Raw genomic sequence first — 17818 nt, forward strand, 5'->3', positions numbered from 1 at the left:
CGGGCGTCCCGCCGCTGGCTGTGGTGCTTGCGGCGGGACGCGACGCGAAGCGATTCATGCGGCCTTTACCAAGGGCAACTCGTCCCAGTGCGTGGTGTAGCGGGGCGAACGCATCTCCCGCTTCATGGTCCAGTCCAGGCCCGACCTAATGCCCGCATGCCCCAAACCAATGGACCCGCGCCCAAACCGGCGGCTCACGTCCTCAAGCAGTGGACCGATGTCTCGTTCCTCGTGCCGGTTCTCGAAGATCTCCAATGGGGGCTGGTTCCCGGTGGGCCGCAGGTCGGTGAGCATCAGGCCCGCCTTGGCGTATTTCAGCCCGTCCCTGATGCTGGGCAGCAGCGCATGGGCCGCTTTGGTGAGCAGGAGCGGATCCGCCGTGGGCATGGGCAATGAGACGCAGACAGAAGGATGGTGCTGTTCGTGGTCCCTGAAGGGGGACGTGGCAACGAACGCCGTCAGGACTTTCGCCTGCAGTCCGTGCTTGGAGAGCCTGGCGCTCGCCTGCTGCCCATAGATGCTGAGTACCTCCCGCAGGCCGGTCGCGGTGGTCACCGGTGTGGCGAAGGACCGGGAAAAGATCAGCTGGTCGCGGCCGATGCGCTCTTCCTCCATGGGTATGCAGGGCGTGCCGCGCAGTTCGAGGACCGTCCGCATGAGCACCACCGAGAACTTGTCCCTGATGGCCACCGGATCCGCCCGGACCAGGTCCAGCACGGTGAAGATCCCTAAGACGTTGAGCCGCTTCATCAGCCGGCCGGCGATGCCCCAGACCTCATCCACCGGCAACCGGGCCATCAGTGCCTCGCGGACATCGGCGGGGACCGACTCCCAAAGGCAGACCCCACCGAAGACGGCGTTGTTCTTGGCCCACTTGTTGCACAGCTTCGCCAGGGTTTTGGTGGGTGCAATGCCTACGCAGACCGGCACCCCCACATGCCGCCGGACTGCCTCCTTCATCCTGCGGCCCAGGGCCAGCAGTTCGTCCGCTCCGCCCTTCACCCCCAGGAACGCTTCGTCGATGCTGTACACCTCAAGCCAGGCCGAGTACCGGCCCAGCAGTTCCATCACCCGCGAGCTGATGTCTCCATAGAGCTCATAGTTGCTGGACTTCGCCACCAGGCCCCACTCTTTGGCCCGCGGCGCGAGCTTGAACCAGGGCTCCCCGGTGGTGATGCCTAGCGCCTTGGCCTCGGGGGAGCGGGTCACCGCGCAGCCGTCATTGTTGGACAGCACCACCAGCGGGCGCCCCTCCAGCGAGGGATCGAACGCGCGCTCGGCGGAGGCGTAGAAGCAGTTGACGTCGACGTGGGCAATCTGGGGCATCCGCCGCATGAGCGCGGGCTTAGGCATGGTGCTCCTCGGGCCGGCGTACCTCAGACATGGTGCAGGCACCGGGTGGCAACACCCCAGATGGTCAGTTCGGACAGCGCGGGGACGTGGATGTCCGGGTACTTCGGGTTCTCCGCCTGCAGCACCACGCCGGTGCGGGTGATGCGGAGGCGTTTTACCGTCAGTTCCCCGTCCAGCACCGCGATGACCACACACCCGTCCTTGGGCTCCAGCGCCCGGTTGACGATCAGTTCATCGCCGTCGCTGATGCCGGCGCCCTCCATGGAGTCCCCGGTGACCCGGACCACGAAGGTGCTGGTGATGTCCTTGATGAGGTGCGCGTTCAGGTCGATTCGGCCGTCGAAGTAGTCCTGGGCCGGCGACGGAAACCCTGCCGCCACCGCCACGGGGGAGATCAGCACCGAGAATAACGAGGCGCCCGCATCTATCACGCGGGGACCGATAATAACGCCCACAACACACCCTTATTCGAATATATGTTCGATAACTTCAGTGTAGCCCCGGGCGCTGACAACCGGCACCCACCCAAAGGCCGGGGCGCTTCGCAAGGGAGTGCGACGGCGGCCGGCAGCCCACGTAGACTGGCAGGATGCGGCTGGTAGCAAGCGATATCGACGGAACGATTCTTGGGCACGACGGAAAAATCAGCCCCCGTACTATCCGCGCCTTCCACGCCTGCCGCAATGCCGGCGTCGAGCTTGTCTTCGTCACGGGGCGCCCGCCGCGCTGGCTGCACCCCCTGGAGGAGCAGTTGGGCCACACGGGGCGCGTGATCTGCTCCAACGGCGCCGTGGTCTGGGACCTGGAGGCGGACCGGCTGGTCTCCGCCCGCACGCTGGCCATCGATACCGTCCTGGAAGCCCGCCGCATCATCAAGGGGCTCCGCCCCGCCGCCTTGTTCGCCGCTGAAACGCTCACCGGATTCCACCTCGAACCGGGCTTCATCGAAAACGAATCCAGCGAACTGCTGGCCGAATTCACCCCGGCGCCGCTGAAGGACACGCTCACGCGCGACGATTCAGTGGTCAAATTCCTTGCCATCGTCCGCGACGGCACGCCCGACGACTTCCTGGCCGAGGTGGCGCCCGCCGTCGAACATCTGGCCGCCACCACGCACTCCTCGCCCGGTGTCCCCATGCTGGAACTCTCCCTGCCAGGGGTCAACAAGGCCGTCACCCTGGCTGAGTACGCCTCGGCCCTGGGCATTGACGCCGCGGACGTGGTGGCCTTCGGTGACATGCCCAACGACATCGAGATGCTGCGGTGGGCGGGCCATGGCTATGCCATGGCCAGCGGCCATCCGGAGGCCATCCGGGCGGCGGGGCAGCAGGCGCCGCATTTTGACGACGACGGCGTGGCCCAGGTTCTGGAGGCAAGGCTCGCCTCCCTGGGCGTCCAGTCTTCCTGATTCCCGCTACCCCCGTATTCACAGCCTGCGCTCACCTGGCGTTTACTTTCCCGCCGTAGCGTAAAGCGTGGAAGGCAGGCACTTCGCAGGCCGGCTCACAGGGGGGCAACCATGGCAAGAAACGTCAAGCAGCACATGGCAGATGGGCCGCTGCGCAAAGCAACGCCCGCTCCACACTGGAAGCAGCTGCGCCAGGGCGACCGCGTCCGGGTCCTCTTCTCACCCGGCTTTGAGGCGGGCGGCGTAGTGGACACGATCACCGCGGACCACGCGGCCGTCTGGGTGCACCTGGACGGCGGCCGCGGCCGGACCCTGCTGCACTGCGGGGATGGGGTGGACATTGTTCCGTGCGGGAGACCGGCTGCCGGGACTGACAGGCACGTCCGGGGTACGCTCGCAGTGTGACCCTGCCCTTTTTCGAGCACAAGGACGACGCCGGGCGGCAGCTTCCCATCGCCATGGCCCACCGCGGATTCTCGGCCGAGGGTCTGGAGAACTCCATGGCCGCGTTCCGCTCCGGCGTCGAACTCGGCTTCCGGTACCTCGAAACGGACGTGCACACCACGGCCGACGGCGTCCTGCTGCTCTTCCACGATGAAACCCTTGATCGGGTGACCGATGGCAGGGGGCGCGTTGCGGAGCTGCCGGCCGCGGACGTCGCGAAGGCGCGGATCAACGGCCGCGAGCCCATCCCCACGTTCGATGAGCTGGTGACCCAGCTGCCCCACGCCAGGCTGAACCTGGACGTTAAAGACTGGAATTCAGTCCAGAGCACTGCCGCGGCCATCGAGCGGCACCAGGCGCACCAGCGGGTGTTGGTCACCAGTTTTTCGGACCGCCGACGGCGGGCGGTGCTGAAGCTGCTCAGCCGGCCGGTCGCCTCATCGGCCGGCGTGGCCTCCAGTGCCCTCTTCACCCTGCTGGGCCCGGTGCTTCCGCGCCCGTTGTTCCGCCGGCTCATGCGCCGGGTGCTCCGGGACGTGCACGCGCTGCAGGTCCCCGTCCGCTATGGACGGGTGCCTGTTGTCAGCGCCGGCTTCATCCGCCGGGCCCACGCCCTGGACCTGGCCGTGCACGTCTGGACCATCAACGACGCCGACGAGATGCACCGGCTCCTCCAGTTGGGCGTGGACGGCATCGTCACGGACCGGGCGGACCTGCTCCGTGGCGTGCTGATGGAGCGCGGCGAGTGGCCAGAGGGCCACTCGCCTGGCGCGGCCTCCTAGCCGCGGCCCGTGCTGGTTGACGGGTCCTGGTCTCCCTCAGTGGGGTCTGCCCGCAGCTCATCAGGATTGCTGTCAGGAAGTCCTGCCGGTCCGGGAGCTGTCCCTGCCCCGCCCGCGGGCGCTGTGGCGTCTCCGGCCAGCGCGGCGTCGTCCGGAGCACGGCCGGTCTGCCCGCCACCGTCTGCGTTGCTGGTTTCGTCCACATCCCCGCCGAACGGGTTCTCGGACACCGGCCCCGGGGCTGCCCCCGTCTTAAGGCCGGGCGCCTTCTGCTTCTCCGCCTCCATGGCGTTTGAACCTTCGCTCAGGGACGAGTGGACTTCCACGTCGTCATTGGGGTCCGTGGGGTCGGGCACATCCATTTTTTCCGTTGGCTTGGATGTCCCGGCCAGGTCCTCCATGGCGTTTTCTGCTGCCTTGCCGATGCTGTCGCCGATTCCCATGTGACTGCTCCTTCCGACATCGCATGCCGGCGCCCCAGCGGCATACCGGCCCTACTCCTCCAGAATTATCAGCATGCTTACAATTAGTCCAGTGCTGGGGAATCAGACCGCAGCCGGAAAGGAAGGAAGAGCAGCATGAGCACTTACCATCCGGAAAATGACCCCGCGAACCCTGACCGGCCGGGGAAGGAAGAGGTTGGCGCCGCCCAGTCCCACCTGTCGGAGCAGCGCAGCCGCGAGTCGGCCGGCTCGCCGAATCCGGACCCGGCGGAGGGCAATGTCACCGGCCTTGAACCGGGCGGGGGAGTGCCGCCGGGAGAGACGCCGCCGGCCGAGGACCAGATGAGCCGGGACCAGGGCCACTCCGAATAGCGAGCAGCTGGTCAGCGCGGCGGCGAACACTTTAGCGGGCCGCGCTGACCCGCGTCAGGAAGGCTTTTTGCCGTGGCGGCCGTGGGACTCTGCCGGGCCCGCAGGTCCGGCTAAATGACGCTCCAGGCCGTCCACGTCCAGGCGCGTGTTCCAGTTGGCCCAGTCCTGCGGCCGGACCGACGGGCGCCCCAGCAGGTACCCCTGGCCGGCGCTGATCCCAAGTTCGGTGAGGACCGTGAGTTCGCCCACCGTTTCGATGCCCTCGGCCACCAGGGTGGTGCCGATCTGGTCGGTGAAGTCCACCAGGCACGCAGCCAGGGCCCGCTGGAGGCCGTCCTTGTCGACGTCGCCGATCACGTTGCGGCCCACCTTGAGGAAATCGGGCCGCAGGTGAATCATGCGGCTAAGCGCGCCGGCACCGGTGTGGGCATCATCGACGGCGATCCGCAGGCCTTGCTCCCGGAGCGGATTGATCGCGGAAATGAACTGCAGATATTCCTCTTCGGGAATGTCCTCGGTCATTTCGAGCACCACGCGGTGGATGGGGAGTTCAATGTGGTCGAACAATTCCGGCAGGCGCGGGTCCATGCAGGACGTCGGCGAAATGTTGAGGGACACATAAATGTTTTCCGGCAGGTCGCGGGCCGCGGCTGCCGCGGAACCCAAAGCTGAGAATTCAAGGTTTGCGCCGAGGCCGACGGCCGCTGCCTCGGCGAACCACAACTCCGCGGCAGCGCCGTCGTCGCTGACGAAGCGGGAGAGGGCTTCCGCGCCCACCACGGTTTTTCCTTCCAAGCCGTAGATGGGCTGGAAGGCGGTCATCAGCATCTGGTTTTCAAGCAGGGCGCTGATCCTCGAGATGCTGCGGATGGCGTCGAGCTGCTCGGCGAAGTGCGGCGGCAGCGTGGGCGGCGTGAGGCGCATTTCCCGAGCAGTTTCCAGTGTTTCCACAGTGTTGGCGTCGCTGCGCCGGGTCTCGAGGAGATACTCCAGCAAAGCGCGTTCGGGCACGCCGGGATTCTCATCGAGGCTGTTGCTCAGCCGTTGCCGGACGGCGGCTCCCGCAGGATCCGTATCCGCCAGCACGCCGGCGATAATTCCCCATGCCTGTACCCGAACCGACATTAGCGACGCCCCCAGTTGACGAAGTAATGACCCCATGGCCCATTAATGTTCAAATTTTCCAAACGCCTTATAAAAGTACGGTGTTGCCAGACCTGAATTCCGCGGCGGCGAAAAACGTGACACCGCACGCTGATCGTATAACGGCGGCCACAAAAGCGCAGTAGTTTTCCGTTACTGGTTAGCGCTTTCCTGCTGGTCAGCCAGCAGTTGGGGAATCCGGTCCGGGGGAACAGGGCGGCAAAAGTAGTAGCCTTGGGCGCTGCGGCAGCCCAGACCGCGCAGGATCTCCGCCTGCTCTGCCGTTTCCACGCCTTCCCACACGGCTTCCAGCCCGCACGCCCGCACCAGCTGCAGCACCGCAGCCACCAGGGCAGGCTGGCTGGGGTCGGTCTCCAGCCCGGCAATCAGTGATTTGTCCACCTTGACCCGGTCCACCGGAAGGCGGCGGAGGTAGCTGATGGAGGAATAGCCGGTACCAAAATCATCAATTTCGATGCCGACGCCCAATCCCCGGAGCCCGCCCAGCGAATACCGGTCCAGCTCATTGCCTTTGACGATGGCCACTTCCGTCAATTCCAGGACCACCTGCTCGGGCCTGACCCCGGTCTCCATGAGCACCTTCCGCACGTCCTCGATGAACTGCAGGCTCTGCAGGTCGGTGGCGGAGATGTTGATCCGAACGGAAAACGTGGTGTCCAGCAGGGATGCGTCACTCCAGGCCCGCAACTGCCTTACCGCCGTCCTGAGCACCCACAGGCCCAGTTCCGAGATCAGTCCTGCCTCCTCGGCAAGGGGAATGAACTCGTCAGGCATGATGAAGCCGCGGGTGGGGTGGTTCCAGCGGACCAGTGCCTCCACGCCTTCGATCCGTCCCGTGGCGAGCTCCACCACCGGCTGGTAGTAGAGCGTCAGCGCGTCGTCCTTGATGGCTGCACGCAGGTCATCCACCAGCTGGCTGCGGAGCCGCCGCACCAGCAGCATTGCCGGCTCGAAACGGTGCAGCTTGTTCTGCCCCTCGGCCTTGGAGGCATACATGGCGACGTCGGCCTCCATCAGCATGTCCTCCGGGCTTTGGCCTTCGCTGCCCACGCTGAGTCCGATGCTGGCACCGCAGCGCACACTGCGGCCGGGCAGCTCAACGGGCTCGCTGAGGTCCGCCAGGATTCGGCGGGCCACGATGGCCGCCTGGTCCGCCGACGCCGACGGCATGACGATCGCGAATTCGTCACCGCCCAGCCGGGCCACGACGTCGGACGTGCGGACAGCGGTCCGGAGCCGTTCACCTACGGTCACCAGGACCTGGTCGCCAGCGGTGTGCCCCAGGCTGTCATTGATGGCCTTGAACGCATCCAGGTCCAACAGCAATATGGCCGGGCCTTCCTCCGCCGGCTCGCCGTCAGCATCATCGCGGGCCTGCAGGGAGCTGCGAAGCGCCTCGATCAGGGCCGAGCGGTTGGCCAGCCCGGTGAGCGGGTCCTGCATGGCCATCTTCTGCATCTCGAGGTGTGCCTCGTGCAGCAACTGGGTCCGGACCTGGACCCGCTGCTCAAGCTCCTCGTAAATGACCTGCAGGTCCTCGGCCAGGAGGTTGGTGCCCATGATGATCGCGTCCAGTTCATCCCGGGCAGGTGAGACCTCAATCCGCGAGCTGAGGTCCCCGGAAGCCAACCGGACAATGCCTTCCAGCAATTGGGAAAGCCGGGGGTCGTCGTCGGCAAACATGGCAGGTCCTCCTCCGGCGCCTAGTTGGCCTGGACGTTGTCTGCGCCGAGGGGAAGGCTGACGGTGACGGTGGTCCCGGCGCCCAGGGTGGAGGCGACGTCGATCCGGCCGCCGTGGCGGTCCACGATGTCCTTGGAGATGGCAAGGCCCAGGCCTGTCCCCGGGATTGCGCCGTTCATGGCGTTGGAGGCCCGGTAGAACCGGGTGAAGACGTGGTTGATTTCATCACTCGAAATGCCGATCCCGGTATCGGCGATGCGCACGGTGGCCCACTTGGAGCCGTCCGCGGCGGCGTGGGATTCGCTGCCCACCTCGATCCGTCCGCCGCTGGGCGTGAACTTGATGGCGTTGGACACGAGATTGGTGAAGACCTGCTGGAGCTGTACTTCATCAGCGAGGATCTCCGGGTCCTCCGGAACCGGGTCCACGTCGATGGTGACGTTCTGCAGTGTGGCCAAGGGGCGGAGCGCAGCGGCCACCAGGTCCAGGGTCTGCCCCAGCCGCACCGGTGCCAGCTGCATGGCCATGTTGTCCAGCCCGCCGCGGGAGACGCTGAGCATGTCCTCGATGAGCGTTCGGAGGCGTTCGGTGTTGCGGACCACGATGTCCAGCATCTGGTGGACTTCCCTGGACACCGGATGATCAGTACTTTCCTGGATCATGTCCAGGTACGCCATGATCGAGGTCAGCGGGGTCCGCAGCTCGTGGTTCACCGTCGCCAGGAAGTCCGTCTTGGCCTTGTCGAGCTCCCGCAGCTGCTTCACCACCTGCTGCTGGCTGTTGATCAGGTGGCTCTGGATGAGGCCGTAGGCGACGTTGCCGGCCACGTGCTGGATCAGCCCCAGTTCAGCGCTGGACCAGGTCCGGGGCCGGTCCATCATGGCGATCCAGATGATGCCCAGGGAGGAATTTCCCTCGCCGATAGGGACCGCCAGTGTTGAGGCGGCTCCCGCGATGTCGGGGCCGGGACCCGGCTTCGCCTCGCTGCGGGCGACTTGTTCGTTTCCGTCGGCGGAGAGCGTCTCCGTCCCTGCCCAGAGGGCGTCTGCCCTAGCCCGGGCCTCATCCTCGTGCGGAAAGGCCTCGGCGGGCAGCCCCATCAGGCCCCGCCTGTGCCAACTGGCCGTGATGTGGGGAACCCGGTGGTCCTCGAAGGTTGCCAAAACAACGTGGTCGGCCTTGAAGGTGCGGCCGAATCCCGCGACAACGTGGTTCGCAATCTCCTGCGGATCGTTGGTGGCGCGCACTGCGGCCGAAACACCGCGCAGCTGCTCCCGAAGCCCTTCGGCTTCCTGCCGGGAGGCACGGCGCCGGGATACCTGGTCGATGAGGACGGATGCGCGGTGCACCAGCTCCTGCGGTGCAGGCGGCTTGGTGATGCAGTCGTGGATGCCGGGAGGATTGGCGGCTTCGATCTCAGCGGGGTTGTCCAGGTCCACCATTACCAGGACTGGTGCCGTGGACGTGGCAGTGGACAGGACACCGGACAGGAAGGCGTCGACGACGACGACGGACGGTTCAGCGGCGTCCAGCACCGAGGCCAGGCTCTGGGCGTCGGGGGCTTCGAGGACGGTGTACCCGGCGTCGCGCAATGCCTGCGCATTAAGGGCCAGCCGGCCGGCGTCGGGATCGGCGACGACGGCGGTGCGGGGCAGGCGCACGTCACTCGGGACAGCCGTCACAGTGCTCCCTTCCCTCCCAGTTGAGTACATTCTAGGGGGATGCGGGCGCGGCGGGTCCACGGGGTGCGGACCCTTACGTCCACTTTGTGCCGCTGCCGCCAGGGCTGGGGCACGCCGTAATGTTGCCGGAGGTCCGCCGCTGCGGCGGCCGGGACCATATATTTGAGCCGTGTCTCCAACAAAGCCGCCACGGTCCGCCTGGCAGAAGTACCTGATGATCCCCAAGCTTGTCAGGCTGTCGCGGAGCGCCCCGAAGGACCGGCACAAGGCGTGGGACCGGTATTGGGCCGGCATTACCGCCACCGGCCCCGGCGGCGAGGTCCTGTGGGACTCGGGCAGCAACCACGAGTTCCAGGGCTACCAGGACAGCCTCCTGCGCTACCTGGACCCCGCCCTTCCCGTGGTGGATACCGGCTGCGGGCACGGCAGCTTTACCCGTGCGCTCGCAGGAATCTTTCCCCGCGTCATCGGCGTGGATGTCTCGCCGCATGCTGTTGCCCGGGCACGGGCGGAGTCCGCAGGAATCGGAAATGCCGCCTTCGACGCCCGGGACATGACGGCGGAGGGCGCTGCGGGGGACCTGGCGGAGTCCTTCAACCTGGACGCGGACGGCGCCAATGTCTTCATCCGCGGCGTGCTGCACGTCCTCGATCCCGCCCACCAGACAGCGATGGTCGGAAACCTGCGGACCCTGGTGGGCCGCCGCGGCACGGTTTTCATGGCGGAAACCAACTTCCAGGGCAACCCGGTGGAGTACGTCACCCACCTTGGCGCAACCACCCGCGGCATTCCTGCACCATTGGAGCTGGCCATCCGCGGACTTCCCATGCCGGGGCACTTCGGGCCCGAAGAGCGCGAACGTGCGTTCCCGGCGTCGGCCTGGGAACTCCTTGAAGATGGCCATGTGGCCATCGAAACCAATCCGGTGACCGGCGTGCCGGGCCAGGACCGGGTTCCCGGGTATTACGCAGTGGTCCGCCCACGCCGGTAACCACGGCCGGCAGACGTTCCAGCCGTTCCGCAAACTTCGCGCAGATCCCCGCACCCTGCCCACAGGTTGTCTTCCATCCCCTTGACAGGGGACGGATCCGGAGGCTCCATAGTAAGTAGACTTACTAGTTAGCCAGAGGTGAAAGGAAGAGCGCCATGGCACAGGACAAAGGCAACAAGACCCGCGAAGCGGATGGCAGCAGGGGCGGGGACGACCTGGGCGCAGGCCCCGAGGGCGGGAAGATCCGCCACGGCCCGGACTCCTCCAAGTCCCTGACGTACTCGCAGGAAGTCACCTCACCGGACGACGAGCCGGAACGCGAAGGCCGCAGCCTCGCCACCACCCACCACGAAGTCATCAGGCGGTGGGCGGAGGAGCGCGACGGCGTGCCCGCCACAGTGGAGGGCACGGAACACGGCGACCACCTTGGAGTGCTGCGGATCGACTTCGGCGGCAAGGACGACAAACTCCGCCACGTCAGCTGGGACGAATGGTTCGACACCTTCGATTCCCGAAAACTGAATTTCATCTACCAGGAACAGCGCAGCGACGGCACCCAATCCAATTTCTTCCGGTTGGAAAATCCCAACCGCGAAGACGCCTAAGCCGCACCGCGCCCCAGCGTTCGGGCCGGCACCGGATCACCCTCCGGCGCCACGCACCGGCCACGGGCGCAAGACCTACAGGAACCAACATGAGCAACCTCATTCCATCCGGCGCACTGCGCCGGATGCTCCTTCCCCCCACCTATGGGCGGCACGTTACCTCCGCAACTGAGTTCACCATCCTGTCCGTGGAGGTATGGGCATCCGGGCTGGTGGTCAACATCCACCTTCCCTCCGACGATGCCGCCGAACCCCGCCTCACGGTTGAGGACCACTTCGGGACCGAATACACCCTGAAGGAATCGGCCACCGTGGGTTCCCGCAACCTGCAGGTGTTCACCCCGTCAGTGCCGCCCGGCACCAGGAGCCTGACCATAAGGTCAGCGGACGACGGCGACGGCCGGCCCGTGGTGACCTTCGCGGTCCCGTTGATGGCCGTGCCGGAAGCGCAGCCGGACTTCGAGGCAGCCGGCCGCAGGGTCGCGGCCGCCCACGACGAGTCCTACGAGGACGACCTCCGCCGCCCCGCCTGACCAGACCGAACCAGAAACCACACTCCTGACCCGAAGAAAGGCTCCGCCATGCCGGACACCAGCATCTTCACGCCCACCACCGCCATCGTGACCGCCTCGGACTCGGGGATCGGCAAGGCCACCGCCGTGGCCCTTGCCCGCGCCGGAATGGATGTCGGCGTGACATGGCATTCTGACAAGGCAGGTGCCGAGGAGACTGCCGAAGAGATCCGCGGCCTGGGGCGCAAAGCCGTGGTCCGGCAGCTGGACACTACCGAACTCGGTGCCGCTCCGGGCGTGATCGATGAACTCGCCGAGGAACTGGGCGGGCTGGACGTCTTCGTGAATAACGCCGGCACCGGTGCAAGCACGAAGTTCCTGGACATGGGCATCGATGACTGGATGCAGATCCTGGACACCAACCTCAACGGCGCGTTTGTCTGCCTGCAGGCGGCAGCACGCCGCATGGTCAAGGCCGGCAGGGGAGGCCGGCTGGTGGCGGTGTCCAGCGTCCATGAGTTCCAGCCGCGCGTGGGCTCGTCCGCCTATGATGCGTCGAAGCACGGGCTGGGCGGCCTCATGAAGACTCTCGCCTTGGAGCTGGGCCAATACGGCATCACCGCCAACACTGTGGCGCCGGGCGAAATCGCCACCCCGATGACGGGGCAGGAGGACCAGGATCCCAGGACGACGGAGCGGCCTGGGGTGCCGCTGGGCCGGCCAGGGGACGCGCGGGAGATCGCCGACGTCATTGCCTTCCTCGCCTCGCCGGCCTCAAGCTACGTGACGGGTGCGGCTTGGGTGGTCGACGGTGGCATGCTCCAGATGGGTCCGCAGGCGGGATCGCACATCACCAGCAACGACTGGCGCGAGGCGTAACCCCGGCGGGGCCCGCCTGGGACTCCATGTGGGCGGTCACAGAAGCCCGCCCAACGCATGTGGCAAGCGCATTCCCAAGACTTGCTGGCATGATGGAGCCCATGCGCATTCTTATCGCTCCGGACAAGTTCAAGGGGTCCCTGACCGCAGCCGAAGCTGCCGCCGCCATCGCGGAAGGCGCCTTGCGGGTGTACCCGGAAGCCGTCGCCACCCAATTTCCCATTGCCGACGGCGGCGAGGGCACCCTTGAGGCGGCCGTGGCCGCGGGCTACGAAGAGCGGCTGAATGCCGTGGTTGGTCCCATCCTCACCCCGCTCGGCGCCGCCTGGGCAATCCACAAGGCCGGCGACGGCAAGGTGACGGCAGTGATCGAAACGGCGCAGGCTTCCGGCCTGGCCGACATGGAACCAACTCCTGCCAACGCCTTGCGTGCCCACAGCTACGGCTGCGGCCAGCTCATCGCAGCCGCCCTGGACGCGGGGGCCACCGAGGTTGTCCTGGGCCTCGGCGGTTCGGCCATGACCGACGGCGGCAGCGGCGCACTGCGCGCTTTGGGCCTGAAGCCCCTGGACTCCGCCGGGAACGTGGTGCCCCTGGGCGGTGGTTCGCTGGCCGACGTGGTGGCCCTGGACACGACCGGGTTGGATCCGCGGCTGACCGCGACAACGTTCCGCATCGCCGTCGACGTCCGTAACCCCCTGTACGGACCTTCGGGCGCCGCGCATGTCTTCGGCCCCCAAAAGGGCGCGGACCAGGACGCTGTGGAAATGCTCGACGCCGGGCTGCGCAACTGGGCGTCCGTGCTGCGGGAAGCAACGGGCCGGGACGTGAACGTCCCCGGCGCCGGCGCCGCCGGCGGCTTCCCGGCGTCGTTCCTTGCCTTTACCGACGCCACGCTGGAAGGCGGCTTCGCGCTGGTGGCCGGGCTGACCGGCCTCGCCGCGCAACTGGAGCAGGCAGACCTGGTGATCACCGGTGAGGGATCCATGGATTCGCAGTCGCTCACCGGCAAGGCGCCCATTGCGCTCGCGGACGCGGCCCGGGAACGCGGGATCCCCGTCATCGTGGTGGCCGGCAGGATCCTGGTGACCCTTGAGGACCTCGCCGGGCATGGCGTGGTTGCCGCGGCGCAGCTGCTGGACGTCGCGTCGAGCCCTGAAGACGCCGTGGCGAACGCCGGCAAGTACCTGGCCTGGGCAACAAGCCAGGTACTTGAGGGCGCCTAGTTTTACTAGCCCACGATGGTGGTGTTGCGGCGGCGCCGGAGGATCAGGACGGCAATCACGACCAGGACGGCTACTCCCGCGATGACCCACGGGAAGTAGTTCAGGCGGGTGGACTCGTTCTGGGCCGATTCACCCGTGCCGGGATTGGCGGGTCCGGTGGACGCGGTATCACCGGGAGAAGGTGTGGGAGACGTGCCTGCGGCCCATGCCGCGCCTGTTGATCCCGAGGCCACCTGTGCCGTGTCTGCCTGTACTGGGCTCGCCTGGCTGATGGCAGATGCGGGCGCCGCTGCAACGGCGGCGCTGGCCGGAAGGGCCGGGGCGGCCAGGAGCAGCAGGGCCAGCAGGATGGTTCGCAGGGAAGTTCTCATACAGTCTCTCCTCTTGGATGGGGCTGGGTGATTGGACGGCCTAGGACTGGATAACTGGCCCGGGGAACTGGGCCGGGATTTCAGGCTCCGGTTTCGTAGTGGGGTTCGGCAACAGGCTTTGACTCCGGGGAGCCCTTCTCCCGCAGGTAGACGGAGGCGCCCACCAGGACCGCGACGGCCAGGAACTCGCTTTGCCAGTTCTGGAAAGACTCGAACCAGAAGCGGCTGGTGCCCAGGTACTGCAGGAAGGTGATGGTGGACTGGCCATGGCTTTGCTGGTCCTGGTTGTACTCGTCCACGCCCCCGGCGGCGTGCAGGAAGAACGATCCGAGGAACAGCGCGAACAGCAGGATCGACAGGGAATGCTCGTAGACCTTGAGCACCACTCCGCCCCGCCGTACGGGCCATGGCGTGGCTTTCCTGAGAGTCGCCTGGCGCGGGTCTTCATCCTGGGGCGCATCCTTGCCCACGGGCTTGGATTCGGATGAGCCTTTTTGGAACAGGAACACGGTGAGGACCACGTACATGGCCATCTGCAGGAACTCCGACTCCCAGTTCTCGAACGTGGCCTCGACGAAGGCGCCCGTGCCCAGGAACTGCAGGACCGAGACGGCGGGTTCCCCATGGGCCTGCTGATCCTCACTGTAAGAGGCGGCCCCGGAGAGGATCATGCCCACGAAGAACGCAAGAAAGCACCCCAGGTTGGCCAGCAGCAGGCCATGTTCTTTTGCCCATTTGCGCATGTCTTACTCCTTTTCTGATGCGGGCGGGATGATCCTTCCCGTGGCCCGCTTGTTCAGTCGAAGCGGTACGAATACCAGCATGACCACCATGACGCCCAGCAGTGCGGCCCCGGCGGTGATCCCGGCAGACCGCCCGGCGGCAACATCGAACACCAGGGCGGCAGTTCCGGCGCTCAGCAGGGCAATGCCGCTAAGGGCGATCTTGGTGATGGTGTCAGCGCTGGAGACCAGTGTTTCCTTGAGCCGCTTGCGGAAGAGCCGCCGGTGCACGCTGACCGGGAGGAGGATGAAAGCGGTGGTCAGCGCGGCGATCACAACGTTGGTCAGGTAGAGATTGACCTCCCAGTCGTCCAGCTTTTCGAACCGCTGCTGGAATGGCAGCGTCAGCAGGAAACCGGCCAGGATCTGTACCCCGGTCTGAAGCACGCGCAGCTCCTGCAGGAGTTCCGCCCAGTTGCGGTCAAGCTGCTCCTCGCGGGTCTCATTGCGTCCCGTCCGGCCCGTGTAATCCTCAACTTCGGACATCGGCTCTCCTTCCTCTCCGGCCGCGGCCATGGCCTTCTTTCTACTCCTCCCCTACCCAGAAACAAGGCCGGCCGTTGCGCGAGCTACAACATTTGATAAGTTTACTGATTATTACCGCTGAGTGGTGGACTTGGTCCTCCGCCCGGGATAGCTTCGAAGGGCCAGAGCACGACGGTGCCCTTCCCACCGACCCAGGTCAACCGATACAGGCAGGCGGACTATGAGCGAGACGGACAAGCAAACAGACCAGCCGAAGGATCCCCGCGGCGGTTACCACTCGGGCCCCTTTCCGGAACAGGAACAAAAGCAGCCCGGACTGACCGCGCCCATGGACCCCAAGCCCGACCACGGGGAGCTGAGCTACGAGGGGCACGGCAAGCTCGAAGGCAAGGCCGCGCTCATCACCGGAGGGGACTCCGGCATCGGCAAGGCTGCCGCCATCGCCTTCGCCCGTGAGGGGGCCGACGTCGCCATCTCCTACCTGCCCGAGGAGGAAGACGACGCGCAGGACACCGCGGAGTGGATCCGGAAAGCCGGACGCCGCGTGCTGCTGTTGCCCGGCGACGGACGCGAGGAGGAGTTCAGCACCCGCATCGTGGAGGAAACGGTCTCCGAATTCGGCCGCCTCGATGTGCTGGTCCTGAACGCCGCGTACCAGAAGAACCGCGAGAGCCTGGAGACCCTTCCCACCGAGGAGTTTGACCGGGTCTTCCGGACCAACCTTTACTCGCTGCTGTGGTCCGCGCGGGCGGCCGTGCCGCACCTGAAGGCCGGGGCCTCCATCATCACCACCGCCTCCATCCAGGCCTTCAACCCCTCGCCGGGGCTGATCGACTACGCCATGACCAAAGCGGCGCAAGTGGCCTTCACCAAGGCCCTGGCCCAGGAACTGGGGCCCAAGGGGATCCGTGTCAACGCCGTGGCCCCCGGCCCCATCTGGACTCCGTTGATCCCGGCCACCGAGTGGCCGGACAAGCTCCCCTCCTTCGGGCAGGACACGCCACTGGAGCGCGCGGGGCAGCCGGCGGAGCTCGCCGCGGCGTATGTACTGCTCGCCTCTGAGGACGGTTCCTACATTTCCGGTGCAGTCCTGCCCGTCACGGGCGGCAAGGGGCTTTAATCAGGATCACCAGACCAGCAATATCGGCAATGAACAACAGGAGGAAGCATGACGCAGGAAAACCAGCAGGCTGAACCCGAGACGGCTCCGGGCGGCTACGGCACCCCAACCGCCGAGCAGGAGGCCGCCGGGACGCAGGGCGGCCAGGGCCAGCAGTCCGGTGGCGGTGCATCCTCGGGCGGCGCGGACACCAACGAACCGCAGTCCGGCACGGGCCAGGAGCCCGTTCCGCACGACATGGATCTTCCGTCCAGCGCGGCCGAGATCGACGAGTCCAATGACGATTCACAGGGGTCGGCGCCGGTGTCCTCGGAGTCCGGGCAGGAAGCCACGGGCATTCCGGATGGCAGCGGAAACGACCTTCCCAAGGAGAAATCGCCCAACGACAACGACGAAAGCTTCGACGCCGGATAAAGCCTTCTGATCCATCCAGGCCCCCGTTTCTGCTGCCCCCCAAAGGTAGCGGAACGGGGGTTTTTGGCGTCCGGCGCGCCCCGGTCTCATCGACCCCTTGGCGGGGGCGGCACTGACGAATACATCCCTCCCGGCTGGGTACGGAACACGCAGAACCCAAATCGCCGGCAGGCAGCAGAGAGCAACCTGTGCAGCCGTCGGCGGCAAATTTCAACGCCGGGAAGGTGGACTGTGGGCAGGAGATCTTCGGAGCAGTGGGCGAGGCCGCAGGACCGGCCTGTCAACGTGGCGGTGGACGTCCTGGTGCCCACCTGCAACCGGCCGGCCGAGCTCGCCGTCACCCTCGCGGGACTGGCCGGACAGACCGAGCCCGCGTTCGCCGTCGTCATCAGCGACCAGTCAGCCGGGCAGCCGGCCTGGGACCATCCCGCTGCCGCAGCAATGGTGCGCGTGCTGGAGGCGCAGGGCCGGCCCGTCACCCTTCTGCGGCACCTGCCGCGGCGCGGTCTGGCCGAACACCGCCAGTTCCTGCTGGACCAGGCCACGGCGGATCAGTGCCTCTTCCTTGACGACGACGTCTGGCTGGAGCCGGGCGCCCTCGAGCGGCTGAGCACGGCGCTGGATGAGCTTCAGTGCGGTTTTGTAGGAATGGCGCCGCAGGGCCTGTCCTTCCTGGCCGACCGCAGGCCGGAACAGACGGCCGCGTTCCAGGCCTGGGAAGGCCCGGTGACTCCGGAGCGCATTCGGCCAGGTGCCCCGGGCTTTGAACGCTGGCCACTGCACAGCGCTGCCAACCTCAGCCACCTCAGCGCGGAACTGTCGCTGCAGCCGGGCGAATGGGTGCCGTACCACGTGGCGTGGCTGGGCGGCTGCGTACTGTACCGCAGGGAGGCGCTGAACGACGCCGGCGGGTTCCTTTTCTGGACCAGCCTCCCCGCCGACCACGCCGGAGAAGATGTCGTGGCGCAGTGGCAGGTGATGGAACGGTACGGCGGGGCGGGCATCCTGCCGTCCGGCGCGGTCCACCTGGAGTCGCCCACCACCGTGACGGACCGGCGGGTGGAGGCGTACGACGTGGTCCTGAAGGAGGATGCTGTCTGA

Annotated in this window: 21 protein-coding genes; 12 read left to right on the top strand and 9 right to left on the bottom strand. The window is 66.6% G+C overall.

The features are described 5' to 3' along the window. Nucleotides 1–54: 54 nt before the first annotated feature. Together FBY33_RS05795 and FBY33_RS05800 are read right to left on the bottom strand one after the other, a co-directional pair. Nucleotides 55–1353: a Y-family DNA polymerase gene (locus FBY33_RS05795; RefSeq protein ID WP_200831328.1), complete on the bottom strand. Its 1299-nt coding sequence runs from the start codon at nucleotides 1351–1353 to the stop codon at nucleotides 55–57. A 23-nt stretch (nucleotides 1354–1376) separates the two neighbouring features. Beyond that, entirely contained in the window at nucleotides 1377–1808 is a 432-nt protein-coding gene (locus tag FBY33_RS05800) for a LexA family protein (protein ID WP_142029702.1), read from the bottom strand. Between the two features lie 134 nt (nucleotides 1809–1942). Between FBY33_RS05800 and FBY33_RS05805 the strand changes: the two genes are divergently transcribed. The 3 genes from FBY33_RS05805 to FBY33_RS05815 all read left to right on the top strand — a co-directional run bounded on the left by FBY33_RS05805 (nucleotide 1943) and on the right by FBY33_RS05815 (nucleotide 3987). Further along, entirely contained in the window at nucleotides 1943–2761 is an 819-nt protein-coding gene (locus tag FBY33_RS05805; protein WP_142029703.1) for an HAD family hydrolase, read from the top strand. Nucleotides 2762–2872: 111 nt separating this feature from the next. Then, nucleotides 2873–3166 carry a hypothetical protein gene (locus tag FBY33_RS05810; protein WP_142029704.1) on the top strand — a complete coding sequence of 98 codons (294 nt, stop codon included), beginning with the start codon at nucleotides 2873–2875 and terminating at the stop codon, nucleotides 3164–3166. Continuing rightward, complete coding sequence (locus FBY33_RS05815; protein ID WP_142029705.1) at nucleotides 3163–3987, top strand: glycerophosphodiester phosphodiesterase; 825 nt, start codon at nucleotides 3163–3165, stop codon at nucleotides 3985–3987. The genes FBY33_RS05810 and FBY33_RS05815 overlap by 4 nt, the downstream gene beginning before the upstream one ends. Here the strand turns inward: FBY33_RS05815 and FBY33_RS05820 are convergent. After that, nucleotides 3984–4430: a hypothetical protein gene (locus FBY33_RS05820; protein WP_142029706.1), complete on the bottom strand. Its 447-nt coding sequence runs from the start codon at nucleotides 4428–4430 to the stop codon at nucleotides 3984–3986. The genes FBY33_RS05815 and FBY33_RS05820 overlap by 4 nt on opposite strands. Before the next feature lie 135 nt (nucleotides 4431–4565). Between FBY33_RS05820 and FBY33_RS05825 the strand changes: the two genes are divergently transcribed. Then, a complete protein-coding gene (locus tag FBY33_RS05825; RefSeq protein WP_142029707.1) occupies nucleotides 4566–4802 on the top strand; it encodes a DUF6480 family protein in 237 nt (78 codons plus the stop codon). 54 nt (nucleotides 4803–4856) lie between these two features. On the opposite strand, the gene FBY33_RS05830 is transcribed toward FBY33_RS05825, so the two are convergent. The 3 genes from FBY33_RS05830 to FBY33_RS05840 form a co-directional block, all read right to left on the bottom strand. Then, nucleotides 4857–5927, bottom strand: coding sequence for an EAL domain-containing protein (locus FBY33_RS05830; RefSeq protein ID WP_235010463.1), 1071 nt, complete (start codon nucleotides 5925–5927; stop codon nucleotides 4857–4859). Between the two features lie 171 nt (nucleotides 5928–6098). After that, a complete protein-coding gene (locus tag FBY33_RS05835) occupies nucleotides 6099–7649 on the bottom strand; it encodes a putative bifunctional diguanylate cyclase/phosphodiesterase (protein WP_142029708.1) in 1551 nt (516 codons plus the stop codon). A 20-nt stretch (nucleotides 7650–7669) separates the two neighbouring features. Further along, the gene (locus tag FBY33_RS05840; RefSeq protein ID WP_142029709.1) at nucleotides 7670–9361 is read right to left on the bottom strand and encodes a hybrid sensor histidine kinase/response regulator; all 1692 of its coding nucleotides are present in this window, start codon (nucleotides 9359–9361) and stop codon (nucleotides 7670–7672) included. 184 nt (nucleotides 9362–9545) lie between these two features. On the opposite strand from FBY33_RS05840, the gene FBY33_RS05845 reads away from it, so the two are divergent. The 5 genes from FBY33_RS05845 to FBY33_RS05865 all read left to right on the top strand — a co-directional run bounded on the left by FBY33_RS05845 (nucleotide 9546) and on the right by FBY33_RS05865 (nucleotide 13544). Continuing rightward, nucleotides 9546–10322 (top strand): class I SAM-dependent methyltransferase, encoded by a 777-nt coding sequence (locus tag FBY33_RS05845; protein ID WP_142032583.1) that lies wholly within the window; start codon nucleotides 9546–9548, stop codon nucleotides 10320–10322. A gap of 155 nt (nucleotides 10323–10477) precedes the next feature. Then, nucleotides 10478–10927 (top strand): hypothetical protein, encoded by a 450-nt coding sequence (locus FBY33_RS05850; RefSeq protein WP_200831329.1) that lies wholly within the window; start codon nucleotides 10478–10480, stop codon nucleotides 10925–10927. 89 nt (nucleotides 10928–11016) lie between these two features. Further along, nucleotides 11017–11460 (top strand): hypothetical protein, encoded by a 444-nt coding sequence (locus FBY33_RS05855; protein ID WP_142029710.1) that lies wholly within the window; start codon nucleotides 11017–11019, stop codon nucleotides 11458–11460. 48 nt (nucleotides 11461–11508) lie between these two features. Then, the gene (locus FBY33_RS05860; protein ID WP_142029711.1) at nucleotides 11509–12318 is read left to right on the top strand and encodes an SDR family oxidoreductase; all 810 of its coding nucleotides are present in this window, start codon (nucleotides 11509–11511) and stop codon (nucleotides 12316–12318) included. 101 nt (nucleotides 12319–12419) lie between these two features. After that, nucleotides 12420–13544: a glycerate kinase gene (locus FBY33_RS05865; RefSeq protein WP_142029712.1), complete on the top strand. Its 1125-nt coding sequence runs from the start codon at nucleotides 12420–12422 to the stop codon at nucleotides 13542–13544. Between the two features lie 5 nt (nucleotides 13545–13549). On the opposite strand, the gene FBY33_RS05870 is transcribed toward FBY33_RS05865, so the two are convergent. The 3 genes from FBY33_RS05870 to FBY33_RS05880 all read right to left on the bottom strand — a co-directional run bounded on the left by FBY33_RS05870 (nucleotide 13550) and on the right by FBY33_RS05880 (nucleotide 15183). After that, nucleotides 13550–13915, bottom strand: a complete 366-nt coding sequence (locus tag FBY33_RS05870; RefSeq protein WP_142029713.1) for a LuxR family transcriptional regulator — start codon at nucleotides 13913–13915, stop codon at nucleotides 13550–13552. Nucleotides 13916–13995: 80 nt separating this feature from the next. Further along, nucleotides 13996–14658 (bottom strand): DUF6766 family protein, encoded by a 663-nt coding sequence (locus FBY33_RS05875; RefSeq protein WP_142029714.1) that lies wholly within the window; start codon nucleotides 14656–14658, stop codon nucleotides 13996–13998. A 3-nt stretch (nucleotides 14659–14661) separates the two neighbouring features. After that, nucleotides 14662–15183: a DUF6328 family protein gene (locus tag FBY33_RS05880; protein ID WP_142029715.1), complete on the bottom strand. Its 522-nt coding sequence runs from the start codon at nucleotides 15181–15183 to the stop codon at nucleotides 14662–14664. A gap of 220 nt (nucleotides 15184–15403) precedes the next feature. Here FBY33_RS05880 and FBY33_RS05885 point away from each other — a divergent pair, with 220 nt between their 5' ends. The 3 genes from FBY33_RS05885 (at nucleotide 15404) to FBY33_RS05895 (ending at nucleotide 17818) form a co-directional block, all read left to right on the top strand. After that, the gene (locus FBY33_RS05885) at nucleotides 15404–16303 is read left to right on the top strand and encodes an SDR family oxidoreductase (protein ID WP_142029716.1); all 900 of its coding nucleotides are present in this window, start codon (nucleotides 15404–15406) and stop codon (nucleotides 16301–16303) included. A 48-nt stretch (nucleotides 16304–16351) separates the two neighbouring features. Further along, a complete protein-coding gene (locus tag FBY33_RS05890; protein WP_142029717.1) occupies nucleotides 16352–16717 on the top strand; it encodes a hypothetical protein in 366 nt (121 codons plus the stop codon). A 231-nt stretch (nucleotides 16718–16948) separates the two neighbouring features. Next, nucleotides 16949–17818, top strand: a complete 870-nt coding sequence (locus tag FBY33_RS05895; RefSeq protein WP_142029718.1) for a glycosyltransferase — start codon at nucleotides 16949–16951, stop codon at nucleotides 17816–17818.

This window comes from Arthrobacter sp. SLBN-112 (genome assembly GCF_006715225.1).
Classification (GTDB): domain Bacteria; phylum Actinomycetota; class Actinomycetes; order Actinomycetales; family Micrococcaceae; genus Arthrobacter.

Excerpts from the sequence above, each read along its gene's own strand:
- FBY33_RS05885 (WP_142029716.1), top strand. The coding sequence starts at position 15,404 with ATGAGCGAGACGGACAAGCAAACAGACCAGCCGAAGGATCCCCGCGGC.
- FBY33_RS05805 (WP_142029703.1), top strand. The coding sequence starts at position 1,943 with ATGCGGCTGGTAGCAAGCGATATCGACGGAACGATTCTTGGGCACGAC.
- FBY33_RS05830 (WP_235010463.1), bottom strand. The coding sequence starts at position 5,927 with ATGTCGGTTCGGGTACAGGCATGGGGAATTATCGCCGGCGTGCTGGCG.
- FBY33_RS05795 (WP_200831328.1), bottom strand. The coding sequence starts at position 1,353 with ATGCCTAAGCCCGCGCTCATGCGGCGGATGCCCCAGATTGCCCACGTC.
- FBY33_RS05870 (WP_142029713.1), bottom strand. The coding sequence starts at position 13,915 with ATGAGAACTTCCCTGCGAACCATCCTGCTGGCCCTGCTGCTCCTGGCC.
- FBY33_RS05855 (WP_142029710.1), top strand. The coding sequence starts at position 11,017 with ATGAGCAACCTCATTCCATCCGGCGCACTGCGCCGGATGCTCCTTCCC.
- FBY33_RS05875 (WP_142029714.1), bottom strand. The coding sequence starts at position 14,658 with ATGCGCAAATGGGCAAAAGAACATGGCCTGCTGCTGGCCAACCTGGGG.
- FBY33_RS05840 (WP_142029709.1), bottom strand. The coding sequence starts at position 9,361 with ATGTACTCAACTGGGAGGGAAGGGAGCACTGTGACGGCTGTCCCGAGT.
- FBY33_RS05865 (WP_142029712.1), top strand. The coding sequence starts at position 12,420 with ATGCGCATTCTTATCGCTCCGGACAAGTTCAAGGGGTCCCTGACCGCA.
- FBY33_RS05880 (WP_142029715.1), bottom strand. The coding sequence starts at position 15,183 with ATGTCCGAAGTTGAGGATTACACGGGCCGGACGGGACGCAATGAGACC.
- FBY33_RS05810 (WP_142029704.1), top strand. The coding sequence starts at position 2,873 with ATGGCAAGAAACGTCAAGCAGCACATGGCAGATGGGCCGCTGCGCAAA.
- FBY33_RS05860 (WP_142029711.1), top strand. The coding sequence starts at position 11,509 with ATGCCGGACACCAGCATCTTCACGCCCACCACCGCCATCGTGACCGCC.
- FBY33_RS05825 (WP_142029707.1), top strand. The coding sequence starts at position 4,566 with ATGAGCACTTACCATCCGGAAAATGACCCCGCGAACCCTGACCGGCCG.
- FBY33_RS05835 (WP_142029708.1), bottom strand. The coding sequence starts at position 7,649 with ATGTTTGCCGACGACGACCCCCGGCTTTCCCAATTGCTGGAAGGCATT.
- FBY33_RS05850 (WP_200831329.1), top strand. The coding sequence starts at position 10,478 with ATGGCACAGGACAAAGGCAACAAGACCCGCGAAGCGGATGGCAGCAGG.
- FBY33_RS05820 (WP_142029706.1), bottom strand. The coding sequence starts at position 4,430 with ATGGGAATCGGCGACAGCATCGGCAAGGCAGCAGAAAACGCCATGGAG.
- FBY33_RS05845 (WP_142032583.1), top strand. The coding sequence starts at position 9,546 with ATGATCCCCAAGCTTGTCAGGCTGTCGCGGAGCGCCCCGAAGGACCGG.
- FBY33_RS05890 (WP_142029717.1), top strand. The coding sequence starts at position 16,352 with ATGACGCAGGAAAACCAGCAGGCTGAACCCGAGACGGCTCCGGGCGGC.